This window comes from Paraburkholderia sp. EG286B, from assembly GCF_040965655.1.
In the GTDB taxonomy this organism is placed as follows: Bacteria; Pseudomonadota; Gammaproteobacteria; order Burkholderiales; family Burkholderiaceae; genus Paraburkholderia.
Window position 1 is genome coordinate 35,787 of the sequence record NZ_JBFRCF010000010.1, and the last position, 14,077, is coordinate 49,863.

Here is a 14,077-nt window from a genome sequence, read left to right on the forward strand (position 1 = left end):
GAAGTGCGTGCGCCGCGCGAGGGCGGCGGACTTTCGCAAGGGTATAACAGGCCGGCAGAACGTGCAGGGCGTGCCGCGTTAGAACATTTCCATCACGCGGTGGTAGAGCATGCCGATTTCGAGCGCGGGTCGCCGCCACGCGGGGCCGCCGGGGAAGCGCGCGTGCCGCAGCTGCGCGAACAGATCGAACGAAGCGCGCTCGCCGACGATGGCCTGCGCAACGAGACGCCCTGCCATGCCCGTGAGCGCCACACCGTGCCCCGAAAAGCCTTGCACATAGTAATAATTCGGGTCGATCGCGCCGAAGTCGGGCGCGCGGTTGCGCGTGACATCGACGAAGCCGCCCCACGCGTATTCCACGCGCGCGCCCGCGAGCTGCGGGAAGGTATCGCTCATGCGCGTCTGCATGGCCGCTGTCAGGCGTTCGGGCGCGGCGCCGGTCGAATCGGCGCGGCCGCCGAACAGCATGCGGTGGTCGGCCGAGACGCGGAAGTAGTCGAGAAAGAAGTTGTTGTCGCACACGGCGGAACGTTGCGCGATCAACGAGCCGGCCAGTTCGCGGCCTAGCGGCTCGGTCGCGATGATGTACGAGGCGATGGGCGCGATGCGCGCGGCCACGCTGCCGGGCAGCACGCCGCCCGGCGCGGCGTTGCAGCACGACACCACGAAGCGGCAGCGTACTTCGCCGTGCGCCGTTCTGACCACGGGCCGGGCACCGCGTACGACTTCGAGCGCACGCGTATGCGCGAAGAGTTGCGCGCCTTCGCGGCGCGCGGCGGCGGCGAGGCCAAGACAGTACTTGAGCGGATGCAGATGTCCCGAGACCGGATCGTAGACGCCCGCGATATAACGCTGCGACGCCACCCGTGCGCGCGTGGCGTCGGTGTCGAGCCATTCGAGGCGATCGTAGCCCCAGCGCGTGCGCGCCGCGTCCATCCATGCGCGTAGATCGGGCACGCGCTTCGTTTTCGTCGCGACGGTCAGATAGCCCGGCGTGAAGTCGCAATCGATGCCATAGCGCGCAATGCGCTCGCGCACGAGGTTCACGCCTTCGATGGAGAGCGCCCACGCCGCGCGTATGCCCTGCGCGCCGAGTTGCTTTTCGAGCACTTCGTCTTTCGCGAAGCCCACGAGCGTCTGGCCGCCATTACGGCCCGAGGCGCCCCAGCCGGGACGATGGGCGTCGAGCACCACGACCGAAAGGCCGCGTGCGCGGCACTCGAGCGCGACCGAGAGCCCGGCGAAGCCCGCGCCGATTACGCACACGTCGGCGTCGAGCGTGCCTTCGAGCACGGGGTCGTCGGCGGGGCGCGTCGCGGTGGCTTCGTAGTACGAGTGGCGGGCGAGGGCGTCCGACTGGGCGTCGAGGTCGAGTGTCATCAAAGCAGGTCCTTCATTCGATACCACGCCATCGCGAGCACGAGGGCAGGGGTTCGCAGTGTAGCGCCGCCGGGGAAATCGCGGTGACGGATCTTGCCGAACAGGTCGAAGCGCGCGGCCTGGCCGTGGATCGCCTCGGCGATCAGCGTGCCCGCGAGTCCCGTGACGTTCACGCCGTGGCCCGAGAAGCCCTGCGCGAAATACACCGTTGGCGAGAGGCGGCCGAAGTGCGGCGCGCGGTTCATCGTGATGTCAACGTAGCCGCCCCACGCGTAGTCCACCTTTACGTCGGCGAGTTGCGGAAACGTCTTCAGCATGTCGCGGCGCATGGCTTCGCCCAGATTGGGCGGCGCGATGGTGGAATAGCTCACCTTGCCGCCCCAGAGCAGGCGCGTGTCCGCAGCGGGACGGAAGTAGTCGAGCACGAAGCGGCTGTCGCATACGGCAGCCTGGGCGGGCATCAGCGCATTCATGCGTTCGGCGCCGAGTTTTTCGGTGGCGATCACATAAGTGCCCACGGGCATGATCTTGCGCGCGAGCGCGGGGGCGAGATCGCCCAGATACGTATTGCAGGCGAGCACGACGAATTTCGCACGCACGTTGCCGCGCGCGGTCTCGACCACGTGCGCGCCGTTCTCTTCGCGCAGTCGCGTGACGGGGCTGTTTTCGTACACGCGCACGCCCGCAACGACTGCCGCGCGCGCCAACCCGAGTGTGTAGTTGAGCGGATGCAGATGCCCGCTATCGGGATCGTAGAGGCCGCCCGGATAGCGCGACGACGCCACGTAGCGGCTCACCCCGTCGCCGTCCACGTACTGGAAGCGGTCGTAGCCGAAGCGCTGCGCCGCCTCGTCGCGCCAGCGCTTGAGCGCATCGACGTCGCGTGCCTTGTTCGCGGCGGTGAGATAACCTGCCGTGAGCGCGCAGTCGATGTTGTGCTGCCTGACGCGCCGCTTCACGATGTCGAGCGTTTCCAGACCCATGTCCCAGATCTGCTGGACCTCGGCTTCGGGCATGAACTGCGCGAACGTGTCGATATCGCAGGCAAAACCGCCGATCAACTGTCCGCCGTTTCGCCCACTTGCGGCCCACCCCACGCGCGAGGCTTCCACGAGCGCGACGCGGTGGCCGCGTTCGGCGAGATTCAGCGCGGCGGAAACGCCCGTGAGGCCCGCGCCGACCACGCAGACATCGGCATCGAGCGCCCCTTCGAGCACCGGGTGCGCGGTGGTGTCGTGGGCGGTGGCCGCGTACCAGGACGGGGCATGAGGCTGATTGGCGAATTTGAGCATAGGGAAAGCGAATCGGGAAACGGCGGGCGGCAGCACGAGGCCGCCGCCCGCCGCGACTTCATCAGAACGAGTAGATGAACTGCGCGCCGAGCAAGTCGTTGCTCTTGCTGTACGAGCCGTCGCTGTTCAGGAACACGCGCTGCGTGGCCCAGTCGTGGCGATATTCCACCTTCACCTGGATCTGCTGCGTCGGGAAGAACAGCAGGTCGAGCGCCACGTCCTGGCGTGTCGCGCCCTTGCACTCGAAGCCGAAGCCGCCGCCGGCCTTCGAGTTCGCCAGGCAGTCCGCACCAATGCCGAAGCCGTTGGCCGTATCCATGCCGTTCGAGTTGAGCACGATACCGCCGCCGCCGCCGCCGTTCTTGCTGTTCGCGAGCAGGTCGTAGCGTGCGGTCACGCCCATGCGGCCCACCACCGGCGCGAAGAACTTGCGGTGCGCGAGCAGTGAGAAGCCGTACCACTGCGCATTGCCGCCGTTGAATGCCGCGCGCTGCTGCTGGCCGTAATCGACTTCGGCGTTGTACTGGATGTCCGCGAGCGTGTAGCTTGCGTCCACTTCGCCGAAGAAGAAGTAGCCGCCCGAGCTCGATGCCTGGCCACCCACGCCGTACACGGCCTGGCCCGTCGTCGAATCGAACGCGCTCGGCAGCGTCTGGCGGCCGATGTTGAACGAGCCGCCAATATCGAGTGCGCTGGACCACGTGTAGTCGGCACGTGCCGTAAACGTCGGGATCCTGTTGCTCGTCGTGATCGGGTCTCCCAGCGCATTCTGGCCCGTCTGCACGACCGCGCCGTTGGTGCGGTACTGCTCGTTGCCGATCATGAACTTGAACGCCCACTGGCTGCCGCCCGGTGTGTAGTTCCAGCCGATACCCACGTAGCTGCCCGGATCGGAGAAGTCGTAGAGCAGGTTATGCGTGAGCGTGAGCATCTGGTTGGACTGCTGCACCTCGTAGCCGCCGAAGCTCGGCATGAGACCGGCGACGAACGTGCCCGTGGAAGTCACCGGCACGGTCACGACGGCAGTGTTCAGGATGTTGTTGCCGATCTCGCCGTGCTCGTTCTGCAGCAGCGTGATGCCATTGCCGCGGTTCGGCATGAGCGTGATTTCGGCCGAAGGCGCCATCGGGCCCACGCCGAAGGTCTTCTTGATGTCGAGATAGACATCGCCGAACGTGCTGTTGAAGTAGTTATACGAACCCGTGTGGTTCGCGAACAGGAACGACGAGGTGCCCGGTGCACGGTTGTAGATGTACGTCGGGTCGATGTAGCCGGTGATCGAAAGGCCCGCGAGCGGACCGGTGTTGGCGGCGTCGGTGAGCGAATCGACCTTGAGCTGCTGGTTCGCGATCTGCTGCTTCATCGCATCGACCTGGTCGTTGGTCAGGTTCGCCTGCGCCTTGCCGTAATCGGGCGAACTGATGTCGACCGGCGCTGCTGCGGCTACGGGTGTCACGGGTGCTGCGGCTACCACCTTGCCGGTGCTCTTCGACTGTGCCAGCTCGGTCTTCAGGGACTTGACCTCTTTTTGCAGGGCGTTGAGCTGCTCCTGCAGGGCCTTGATCTGTTCGCTGGTCGAGTCGGCAAAAGCGAGCCCTGGCAACGCCCCGGCCACCAGCAGACAGATTAACTTCTTCTTCATTGGAATTCTCCTTGTTGGTCGTTATTACAGATACTTCGGCGTGTGGCTGGGGCCCGGCGGGCGGCGCGCGCCGCCACCCGCACGGGTCGCATATGGCTTCTTATGGATTGCGCATCACGCCGCGCGCCGTCCGATCGGCGCACCCACCGCGCCGGCAGGGGCGGCGGCTGGCGTGATGGCTTCGGCGGCATCGGGCTGGACGAAGGCGAGCTGCATGTCGCGCATGCGCTTCTTCTCGCGTGCGCTCATCAGCTGGTTCACGGCGATCACGCCGATCGTCACCGCGCTGATGAAGAGCGTGGCGAGCGCGTTCATCTCCGGGTTCAGGCCGAGGCGCACGCGCGAGAACACGACGAGCGGCAGCGTGGTCGAGCCCGGACCGGAGAGGAACGCGGACAGCACGAGGTCGTCGATCGAAAGCGTGAACGAGAGGAGCCAGCCCGAGAGCAGGGCCTGCGAGATGAGCGGCAGCGTGATGACGAAGAACACCTTGAGCGGCGTGGCGCCGAGATCGAGCGCGGCTTCCTCGAGCGACTTGTTCATCTCCTTCACACGCGACTGCACGATGATCGCGACATACGACACGCACAGCATGACGTGGCCGATCCACATGGTCAGTACGCCACGTCCCTTTGGCCAGCCGAGGAACTGCTCCATTGCGACGAAGAGGAGCAGCAGCGAGATGCCTTGAATGACCTCGGGAATCACGAGCGGCGCGTTGATCATGCCCGCGAAGAACGCGAAGCCCCTGAAGCGGCCCATGCGGGCGAGCACGTAGCCGGCCCATGTGCCGATCGCGACAGAGGCGAACGCCGTCATCAGACCGATTTTTAGCGACAGCCACGCGGCGCTGAGCAGTTCGTCGTCCTGCAGCAGGGCGGCGTACCACTTCAGCGAGAAGCCCGACCATACAGTGACGAGCTTGGACTCATTGAACGAATACACCACGAGGCTGACGATCGGGATATACAGGAACAGCATGCCGAGCGTGAGCACCCCTGCGGAGAGTGCGCGATTAGGCTTGATCATTTGCGGTCCTCCAGTTCCTTGACCTGGTTGTGCTGGAAGAGAGCCATCGGCACGAGCAGCAGCAGCACCATCGCGACGGTGACGGCGGAGGCCATCGGCCAGTCCATGTTGTTGAAGAACTCGTCCCACATCACGCGGCCGATCATGAGCGTGTCGGCGCCGCCGAGCAGTTCGGGAATCACGTACTCGCCCACGGCGGGAATGAACACGAGCAGGCTGCCCGCGATGATTCCGTTCTTCGAGAGCGGCAGCGTGATCCGGGTGAACGCCACCCAGGGCTTCGCGCCGAGGTCGTAGGCGGCTTCGAGCAGCGTGAGGTCCATCTTCACGAGGTGCGCGTAGAGCGGCATCACCATGAAGGGCAGGTACGAATAGACCATGCCGATGTAGACGCCTGCGTCGCTGTGATAGAGGCGCAGCGGCGAGTGGATCAGGCCGATGGCCATCAGCGCGTGGTTGAGCAGGCCGTCGTCCTTGAGAATGCCGATCCACGCGTAGACGCGGATCAGGAACGAAGTCCAGAACGGCAGCATCACGGCCATCATGAGCAGGTTGCGTGTGGCCGGGTTCGAGCGCGCGATGTAGTACGCAATGGGGTAGCCGATCAAGAGGCAGAAGATCGTCGAGACTGCCGCCATCTTCAGCGAGCTGATGTACGTGGCGATGTACAGGCTGTCCTGCAGCAGGAACGCGTAGTGGCCCAGTTGCAGCGCGAAGTGCACCACGCCGTCCTTCATCTCGACCAGATTCGAGTAGGGCGGTACGGCCATCACCTGGTCGGCGAAGCTGATCTTCAGCACAAGCACGAACGGCAGCGCGAAGAACAGCGTGAGCCAGATGAACGGCACGCCGATCACGGCGGTGCGGCCCGAAGGCACGAAGCGCGAGAAGAAGCGCGCGAGCGCGCCCCGGCGCGCATCTGCGGCTGCGCGGCCGGAGCCGGGCGTGGTGGGAATAGTGGTACTCATGATTGAGGCCTCCTTACTGCGTAAGCACGACGCCGCTGGCCGGCGACCAGGACACGTAGACATCGTCGTTCCAGGCGGGCGCACCCTCGTTCATGAGGTGCGAGCTGGAGAGGTTCGAGACGACCACCTTGCCGCCCGGCAGGCGCACGTGATAAAGCGAATAGCTGCCCATGTAGGCGACATCCGTGACCACGCCGCGCGCCCAGTTGTGCGGCGTGCCTGGTTTCTCGCGCGTCACGCGCACGCGCTCCGGCCGCACCGAAATGCCCACGGGCATGCCGAGCGGGCCGCTGACGCCGTGGCTCACGTACATGCGCGTTTCGAGGTCTTCGCTTTCCACGAAAATGTGATCGGGCTCGTCCTCGACGACCTTGCCTTCGAACAGGTTGGTCGAGCCGATGAACTCGGCTGAGAAGCGGCTGTTGGGGAACTCGTAGACTTCGCCGGGCGAGCCGATCTGCACGATGCGGCCTTCGCTCATCACGGCGAGGCGGTTGGCCATGGTCATCGCCTCTTCCTGATCGTGCGTGACCATCACACAGGTGACATCGACTTTCTCGATGATGTTCACGAGTTCGAGCTGGGTCTTCTGGCGGATCTTCTTGTCGAGCGCCGACATCGGTTCGTCGAGCAGCAGGAGCTTGGGGCGCTTCACGAGCGAGCGCGCAAGCGCCACGCGCTGCTGCTGGCCGCCCGAAAGCTGATGGGGTTTGCGCTGCGCGTAACGGCCCATTTGCACGAGGTTGAGCGCGTCGGCCACGCGCTCGCGAATTTCGTTCTTCGGCACGCCTTCCTGCTTGAGACCGAACGCGACGTTCGACTCCACGCTCATGTGCGGGAAGAGCGCATACGACTGGAACATCATGTTGACGGGGCGGCGGTACGGCGGCAGCGACGCGAGGTCTTCGCCATCGACGAAGATGCGGCCCGAGGTGGCCGTTTCGAGGCCCGCGAGCATGCGCAGCAGGGTGGACTTGCCGCAGCCCGAGCTGCCGAGCAGCGCAAACAGCTCGTTCTTGGCGATGTTCAGGTTCACGTTGTCCACGGCGGTGCTATCGCCGAACTTCTTGACGACGTTTTCGATACGCACGAACGCATCGTTCCTGGCCGGGGTCGCGTTGGCGCGCGAAGCTTCTGGGGCGTTGACTTTGGACGTCGAATTCATGATCTGACCTTGGTTCCTTTCTGATCGCAGTACACGTTTTTCCGGCGCGAGCCGGCCCGCACGGGGCGCTAGCGCGACTCGCGACTTAGTACTGCGAACGGAGCTCGGGAAAGGCTCGCGCGCGTCGTCAAAAAAGGGGGGCGGCACTGCGCGGCCTGACTTCGGAATTGCGTACTTCAGGCGGAGAGGGGTCGAGCGATCCCTCTTCCGCGTCGTCTCCTTATTGTTTCCTTCAGGGGGAGTCAGCGTGTCAGTGGCCGGTCTTCAACTGGGCCCACAGACGGTTTTCGAGGCGCAGGATGTCGGCCGGCATCGGCTTCATCAGCGTCATCTTCCTGAGCACGTCTTCCGACGGGTACACCGTCGCGTCCTGCGCCACTGCCGGCGTGACGAACTGGCGCGCGGCCTTGTTCGCCGTCGGGTAGAACACTTCGTTGGTGATCTGCGCGTTGACCTTCGGATCCGAGATGTAGTTGATCCACTTCATTGCGTTTTCGGGGTGCGGTGCGTCCTTGGGTATGACCATCACGTCGAACCACAGCAGGCCGCCTTCCTTCACGTTCGAGAACTTGACGTCGTACGAGCGCTTGGCTTCCTCGGCGCGGCGGTGCGCGATGCCGACGTCGCCCGACCATGCCACGGCAACGCAGATATCGTTGTTCACGAGGTCGTTGATATAGCCCGACGAATTGAACTGGGTGATGTACGGGCGGACTTTCTTCAGCACTTCGAATGCGGCCTGATAGTCCGCCGGGTTCGTGCTGTTGGGGTCCTTGTGCATGTATTGCAGCGTCGCGGCGAACACGTCCACGGCCTGGTCGAGGAACGACACGCCGCAGCCCTTGAGCTTGGAGAGATTTTGCGGATCGAGCACGAGTGCCCAGCTGTCGACCGGCGCGTTCGGACCGAGCGCCTTCTCCACGGCCTGCTTGTTGTAGCCGATGCCGTCGGTGCCGAACGCCCAGGGCACGCCGTACTGATTGCCCGGGTCGGCGTCGGCAATCATGTGCATGAGCACGGGATCGAGGTTCGCGAGGTTGGGGATTTTCGACTTGTCGAGCTTCTGGTAGACGCCGGCCTGAATCTGCTTGGCCATGTAATTCGAGGTGGGCACGACGATGTCGTAGCCCGAGCTGCCGGCCAGCAGCTTGGCTTGCAGCGTGTCGTCGCTGTCGTAGTTATCGTACTTGACCTTGATGCCCGCTTCTTTTTCGAAGTTCGGGATCGTGTCTTTCGCAATGTAGTCGGACCAGTTGTAGACGTTCAGATCGCCGTCGGCCGCGTGCGCTGGCTCGCTGGGAAGGGCCGTGAGGCCGGCACACGCAGCGAGGGCCGCGATCGCGACCGCATGACGAAGATGACTAACACTCATGTTGCTTTCCCCTGAAGATGAAGATCGGCGGGAGGCCCAGCACCCCGTTGCGCCGCCCGCCGTGGACAAGTCGCGTTAAGAGAGACCCAGTTGTTGCGCAGTTGCGTCGATGGCCTTCTTCGCCTTCGACACGATTTCATCGATCTCGCCGCGCGTGACGACGAGCGGCGGCGAGAGCAGCATGCGGTCGCCCGTGGCGCGCATGATGAGATTGCCGTTGAAGCAGAAGTCGCGGCACAGCGTGCCCACCTCGCCGCCATTCGCGAAGCGCTTGCGCGCCTTCGGGTCCTCGGCGAGCTGCAGGCCCGCCACCAAACCCGCGCCCGAGATGTCGCCGATGATCGGATGATTGGCGAACGTCTCGCGCAGGCGTTGCTGGAAGTACGGGCCGGTGTCGTTCTTCACGCGCGTGACGATGCCTTCGTCGCGCAGCAGCTTGAGGTTCGCCACGGCCACGGCGGCGGCGACCGGATGCCCCGAGTATGTGAGGCCGTGATTGAACTCGCCGTTCTCGATGAGCGCCTTCGCAATGCGGTCGTGAATGCCCACTGCGCCCATCGGCACATAGCCGCTCGTGAGGCCCTTGGCCATCGTGATGAGATCGGGCTCGAAGCCGAAGTGCTGATGCGCGAACCATTCGCCGGTGCGGCCGAAGCCGCCGATCACTTCGTCGGCGCAGAGCAGGATGTCGTACTTGCGGCAGATGCGCTGGATTTCCGGCCAGTAGGTCGAGGGCGGGAAGATCACGCCGCCCGCGCCCTGGAACGGCTCACCGATGAAGGCGGCCACGTTCTCCGCGCCCACTTCGAGAATCTTCGCTTCGAGCTGTTGCGCACGTGCGAGACCGAATTCTTCGGGCGACAGGTTGCCTTGCGCTTCGCCATAGAAGTACGGCTGGTCGATGTGCACGATGTTCTCGACCTTCGAGGGCATCTGCTCGTGCATGTAGCCCATGCCGCCCAGCGTGCCGCCCGCGATGGTCGAGCCGTGATACGCGTTCCTGCGCGAGATGACGACCTTCTTCGAGGGCTTGCCTTGCGTGAGCCAGTACTGATGCACGATGCGCAGCACCGTGTCGTTGCCTTCGGAGCCGCTGTTGCAATAGAAGAAGTGATTGAACGGCTCGGGCGAAAGCTGCGCGAGCAGCGCCGAGAGTTCGATGACCGGCGGGTGCGTGGTCTTGAAGAACGTGTTGTAGAACGGCAGTTCCTGCATTTGCTCGTAGGCGGCGTCGGCCAGTTCCTTGCGGCCGTAGCCCACGTTCACGCACCAGAGCCCGGCCATGCCGTCGATGATCTGGTTGCCTTCCGAGTCCCACAGGTACACGCCTTTCGCCTTCACGATCACGCGGCTGCCCGTCTGGTTGAGCGAGCCCATGTCGGAAAACGGGTGAATGTGATGCGCGGCGTCCAGCGCGCGGTACTCGCTCGTCGAGCGCGCCGTTCGGCTGGATTGCGCGCGTAGCGTCGTCGGCACTTCCTGCAGCGCGCTGGCGGGGGCGTCGATTCGATAGCTCATTGCTATGTCTCCTTTCGTTTACACGTGCAGCAGCAGGTGCTTGCGTTCCCACGAACTGATCACGCGGAAATAGGCTTCGTATTCGGTTTCCTTGAGCGCGAGGTAGGCGCGCACGAACTTCTCGCCGAGGATGCCCATGAGCGGTTCGCTTGCGCTCATCAACGTGAGGCCTTCTTCCAGGTTGCGGGGCAACTGGTAGGGCAGCGAATAGCCGTCGCTCACGAGCGGTTCCGTGGGCTTGAGGTGCTGCGTCATGCCGAGGTAGCCGGCGGCGAGCGTCGCGGCGATCGCGAGGTACGGGTTGGTGTCCACGCCCGGAATGCGGTTTTCCACACGGCGCGCGGCCGGCGACGAGTACGGCACGCGGAAGCCCACCGTGCGGTTGTCGTAGCCCCATGCCACGTTGATCGGCGCTGCCATGAAGCGCGAAAGGCGACGATACGAGTTGATGTACGGCGCGAAGATCGGCATCAGCGCGGGCGTGTACTTCTGCTGTCCCGCGATATACGCATAGAACATGTCCGTCGGCTTGCCGTCCGAGCCCGTGAAGAGGTTCTGGCCACTTTCCGCCGAGACGAGGCTCTGATGGATGTGCATGGCCGAGCCCGGCTCGTTCTCCATGGGCTTCGCCATGAAGGTGGCGTACATGTGGTGGCGCAGCGCCGCCTCGCGCACCGTGCGCTTGAAGAGAAACACGCGGTCGGCGAGATTGAGCGGATCGCCGTGCAGGAAGTTGATCTCCATCTGCGCCGCGCCCACTTCGTGAATGAGCGTGTCGACTTCGAGGTCCTGAATATCGCAGTACTCGTAGATGTCTTCGAAGAGCGGATCGAACTCGTTCACCGCTTCGATCGAGTACGCCTGGCGGCCCGTTTCGGGACGGCCCGTTCGGCCGATCGGCGGCGTGAGCGGAATGTCCGGATCCTTGTTCATGTCGACGAGATAGAACTCGAGCTCCGGCGCGATGACGGGCTTCCAGCCCTTTGCCTCGTAGAGTTCGAGCACGCGGCGCAGCACGCGGCGCGGCGAGATTTCGACGGGCGAGCCATCGAAGTGCACGCAGTCGTGGATCACCTGTGCGGTGGGATCGACGGCCCACGGAATGATGCGAATCGTGGACGGGTCGGGCACGCACACCATGTCGGGATCGGTGACGCCCGTGAGGCTGCCGTCTTCGGGATAGTCGCCGGTCACGGTCTGGATCATCACGGCTTGCGGCAAGCGCATCGACTCGCCCGATTCGAACTTGCTGCGCGGGATGATCTTGCCGCGCGCAATGCCCGCCATGTCGGGGATGATGGCTTCGATTTCGGTGATGTGATGCTTTTTCAGGAATTCGTCGATTTCATGCATGATCTTTCTCTCTGTTCTGTATGGGCCGGCATCAGGCGTGGGCGGCGCGCGGCGCATGCGCCACGTCGAGTCCGGCCCCGCCCGGTATTCGGGCCAGCATGTGGTTGCGGCAGGCTTCGCCGAACGTGCGGAAGATAGCGGTGGACAGCGCGTCGTCGGCGTACTTCCATTCGGGGTGCCACTGCACGCCAAGCACAAAACCGGGTGCGTTCGCGACGCTCACGGCTTCGATGAGGCCGTCGGGTGCGAATGCCTCGGCCACGAGGCCCGCGCCCAGCCGTTCGATGCCCTGACCGTGCAGCGAATTCACGCGGGCTTCGCGCGCGCCGCCCGCAAGCTGTTGCAGCACACCGCCTTCCACGAGCTTCAACGCATGCGCCGGACCGTATTGCGTGTCGAGCGGATCGTCCTTGTTCTCGCGATGGTCGTCGTAGCGTGCAACGTTGTGCACCTGCTGATGGAGCGTGCCGCCGAACACCACGTTCATCTCCTGGAAGCCGCGGCAGATGGCGAGCACCGGCACGCCGGCCTCGATCGCGGCGCGCATGAGCGGCAGCGTGGTGGCGTCGCGAGCGGGGTCGTGCAGCGTGCCGCCCTCGCTCGCCGCGCCGCCATAACGATGCGGCTCGACGTTCGAATAGCTGCCCGTGAAAAGCAGTCCGTCCACGGCTTCGAGAATGTCGGCCGCAGCCTGCCGCTCGCCCAGGGCGGGCAGCACGAATGCGAGCGCGCCTGCTCCATCCACAGCCGCGGCGATGTACTTCTCACCGGCAACATGTGACGCGTGCGGTCCCATCATCGTGCGGTCGGCAGTAACGCCAACTACTGGTCTGGTTCGCATGACTAATGATTCGCTTGCTTGCCCGTGCGCGATGTATCGACGCTACGGGCGTGACATGACCTTGCAGCCTTGCGGGACGCAAAACTACAAACCCTGTGTGCTCCGCGCAGCGGCGCTAACGGATGGCGCTGCGCGTGGAGATCATGTAGGCGGTTCGTTTCTTGCCGTTGTGAGGCGCGACGGTGTTCAGGCGTGCGCAGCCATATCGCGAAGGCGCGACAGGACACTTCGCGAACCAACGACGGCGAAGAAAACGAACGGCGCGGGAGGGAGAGGCGCTAGGGCAGAAGCGACGCGACTTCGTCCGTGTGGACGGCAATGAAGGCGCGTGCGGAGACCGAGTTGTGACGCCGCACAGAGCGGCGGGAAAGGATCGTGAAGACGGACAGGAACAGGCGAGAGGCAAGCCTGCCGCTACTGCCGTCGGCGATGGCGGTGCAGTCACTGCGAAGACACCTCGCATGACTACGATCCCACCTCACCAGAGGGCCACGGACTCTCACAATAACACTCGACTGGTTGCGTTGAAAGAGGCGTTTGGTTCAAGCACTCGAGGTCGCCAATTTGAGTAATGCATTAAACATTGAACGACATCGATGTATTGCTTTCCAAACTGCGCCGACTCGCTATGTTTCTCGCATAAAACGCGCTTTTTGCGTTGCAATGCGGCAGAAACGATGTCGTGTTCGACTTGTAGTTCAGCATATACGAGTCAAAAAGGGCGTCAATTATTTTTTCAAGTTTTTGATGTCAGCACTTTCCCCGAGAGTCTTGTGAAATAGCACGCTGTGCGAAATATCGGCTCCTACACTTATATTTCGAATAACTTACAGGGGTTTGTACTGACGCAAAATAAAGCAAACTGATTAGAATATTCAACACGTCCACCGCGCCCTGTCTACGCGCGCTCACTGCCAACGGTCCTTCATCGTGTCCGAGTCCGCCTCTGTGTCATCCGAAGTCGCCACGCGCCTGCGTTATGTCCGCAAACGCTATGGTTTGTCGCAGCGCGAACTCGCCAAGCGCGCAGGCGTGACCAATGGCGCGATTTCGCTGATCGAGCAAAGTCGCGTCAGTCCCTCGGTGGGCTCGCTCAAGAAGCTGCTCGAATGCATTCCGATGAGCCTCGCCGAATTCTTCACATTCGACCTGACGGAAGGGACAGAAGTCGTGTCGCGGCGTGGCGAAATGCCGAACCTCGGCAACGCGTCGATCGAGTTCTATCTGGCCGGCGCGAATGTGAAAGATCGCAACATGGGCATCATGCGCGAGGTCTATCAGCCGCTTGCCGATACCGGCCCTGAAATGCTGGCGCACGCGGGGCACGAAGGCGGCGTGGTGGTGGCCGGACAACTCGAGCTGACCGTAGACGGCACGACCTGGCTGCTCGACCCCGGAGACAGTTACTACTTCGAAAGCCGCTTCCCGCACCGGTTTCGCAATCCCAGCGCGAACGAAGTCTGCGAAGTGGTGTCGGCCAATTCGCCGCCCACCTTCTGACTCCCTGATCGCGCGAA

General features: G+C 63.7%; 12 protein-coding genes. 1 reads left to right on the forward strand and 11 read right to left on the reverse strand.

All coding sequences use genetic code 11. The features are described 5' to 3' along the window. Positions 1–78 precede the first annotated feature (78 nt). From AB4Y42_RS22070 to AB4Y42_RS22120, 11 genes are all read right to left on the reverse strand, one after another. Entirely contained in the window at positions 79–1,380 is a 1,302-nt protein-coding gene (locus AB4Y42_RS22070; protein WP_368695355.1) for an NAD(P)/FAD-dependent oxidoreductase, read from the reverse strand. Then, complete coding sequence (locus tag AB4Y42_RS22075) at positions 1,380–2,672, reverse strand: NAD(P)/FAD-dependent oxidoreductase (RefSeq protein ID WP_368695356.1); 1,293 nt, start codon at positions 2,670–2,672, stop codon at positions 1,380–1,382. Before AB4Y42_RS22075 ends, AB4Y42_RS22070 begins: the two co-directional genes overlap by 1 nt. 61 nt (positions 2,673–2,733) lie before the next feature. After that, the gene (locus tag AB4Y42_RS22080) at positions 2,734–4,314 is read right to left on the reverse strand and encodes a DUF3138 family protein (protein ID WP_368695357.1); all 1,581 of its coding nucleotides are present in this window, start codon (positions 4,312–4,314) and stop codon (positions 2,734–2,736) included. A gap of 114 nt (positions 4,315–4,428) precedes the next feature. Beyond that, positions 4,429–5,343 carry an ABC transporter permease subunit gene (locus AB4Y42_RS22085; RefSeq protein ID WP_133185711.1) on the reverse strand — a complete coding sequence of 305 codons (915 nt, stop codon included), beginning with the start codon at positions 5,341–5,343 and terminating at the stop codon, positions 4,429–4,431. Continuing rightward, positions 5,340–6,299 carry an ABC transporter permease subunit gene (locus AB4Y42_RS22090; protein WP_368688731.1) on the reverse strand — a complete coding sequence of 320 codons (960 nt, stop codon included), beginning with the start codon at positions 6,297–6,299 and terminating at the stop codon, positions 5,340–5,342. Before AB4Y42_RS22090 ends, AB4Y42_RS22085 begins: the two co-directional genes overlap by 4 nt. 25 nt (positions 6,300–6,324) lie before the next feature. After that, positions 6,325–7,476: an ABC transporter ATP-binding protein gene (locus AB4Y42_RS22095; RefSeq protein ID WP_368695358.1), complete on the reverse strand. Its 1,152-nt coding sequence runs from the start codon at positions 7,474–7,476 to the stop codon at positions 6,325–6,327. A gap of 250 nt (positions 7,477–7,726) precedes the next feature. Next, positions 7,727–8,848, reverse strand: coding sequence for a polyamine ABC transporter substrate-binding protein (locus AB4Y42_RS22100; protein WP_368688658.1), 1,122 nt, complete (start codon positions 8,846–8,848; stop codon positions 7,727–7,729). A gap of 75 nt (positions 8,849–8,923) precedes the next feature. Continuing rightward, positions 8,924–10,366, reverse strand: coding sequence for an aspartate aminotransferase family protein (locus AB4Y42_RS22105; protein WP_368688657.1), 1,443 nt, complete (start codon positions 10,364–10,366; stop codon positions 8,924–8,926). A gap of 18 nt (positions 10,367–10,384) precedes the next feature. Next, a complete protein-coding gene (locus tag AB4Y42_RS22110; RefSeq protein ID WP_133185707.1) occupies positions 10,385–11,719 on the reverse strand; it encodes a glutamine synthetase family protein in 1,335 nt (444 codons plus the stop codon). Positions 11,720–11,750: 31 nt separating this feature from the next. Further along, entirely contained in the window at positions 11,751–12,560 is an 810-nt protein-coding gene (locus AB4Y42_RS22115; protein WP_368695359.1) for a gamma-glutamyl-gamma-aminobutyrate hydrolase family protein, read from the reverse strand. A gap of 278 nt (positions 12,561–12,838) precedes the next feature. Next, positions 12,839–13,063: a hypothetical protein gene (locus tag AB4Y42_RS22120; RefSeq protein WP_236596917.1), complete on the reverse strand. Its 225-nt coding sequence runs from the start codon at positions 13,061–13,063 to the stop codon at positions 12,839–12,841. Between the two features lie 445 nt (positions 13,064–13,508). Here AB4Y42_RS22120 and AB4Y42_RS22125 point away from each other — a divergent pair, with 445 nt between their 5' ends. Beyond that, positions 13,509–14,060 (forward strand): cupin domain-containing protein, encoded by a 552-nt coding sequence (locus AB4Y42_RS22125; protein ID WP_368688655.1) that lies wholly within the window; start codon positions 13,509–13,511, stop codon positions 14,058–14,060. Positions 14,061–14,077: the final 17 nt, after the last annotated feature.

Bases quoted from the DNA above. Each gene is read 5' to 3' on its own strand.
- AB4Y42_RS22070 (WP_368695355.1), bottom strand. From the start codon at position 1,380: ATGACACTCGACCTCGACGCCCAGTCGGACGCCCTCGCCCGCCACTCG.
- AB4Y42_RS22115 (WP_368695359.1), bottom strand. From the start codon at position 12,560: ATGCGAACCAGACCAGTAGTTGGCGTTACTGCCGACCGCACGATGATG.
- AB4Y42_RS22100 (WP_368688658.1), bottom strand. From the start codon at position 8,848: ATGAGTGTTAGTCATCTTCGTCATGCGGTCGCGATCGCGGCCCTCGCT.
- AB4Y42_RS22080 (WP_368695357.1), bottom strand. From the start codon at position 4,314: ATGAAGAAGAAGTTAATCTGTCTGCTGGTGGCCGGGGCGTTGCCAGGG.
- AB4Y42_RS22110 (WP_133185707.1), bottom strand. From the start codon at position 11,719: ATGCATGAAATCGACGAATTCCTGAAAAAGCATCACATCACCGAAATC.
- AB4Y42_RS22075 (WP_368695356.1), bottom strand. From the start codon at position 2,672: ATGCTCAAATTCGCCAATCAGCCTCATGCCCCGTCCTGGTACGCGGCC.
- AB4Y42_RS22085 (WP_133185711.1), bottom strand. From the start codon at position 5,343: ATGATCAAGCCTAATCGCGCACTCTCCGCAGGGGTGCTCACGCTCGGC.
- AB4Y42_RS22105 (WP_368688657.1), bottom strand. From the start codon at position 10,366: ATGAGCTATCGAATCGACGCCCCCGCCAGCGCGCTGCAGGAAGTGCCG.
- AB4Y42_RS22095 (WP_368695358.1), bottom strand. From the start codon at position 7,476: ATGAATTCGACGTCCAAAGTCAACGCCCCAGAAGCTTCGCGCGCCAAC.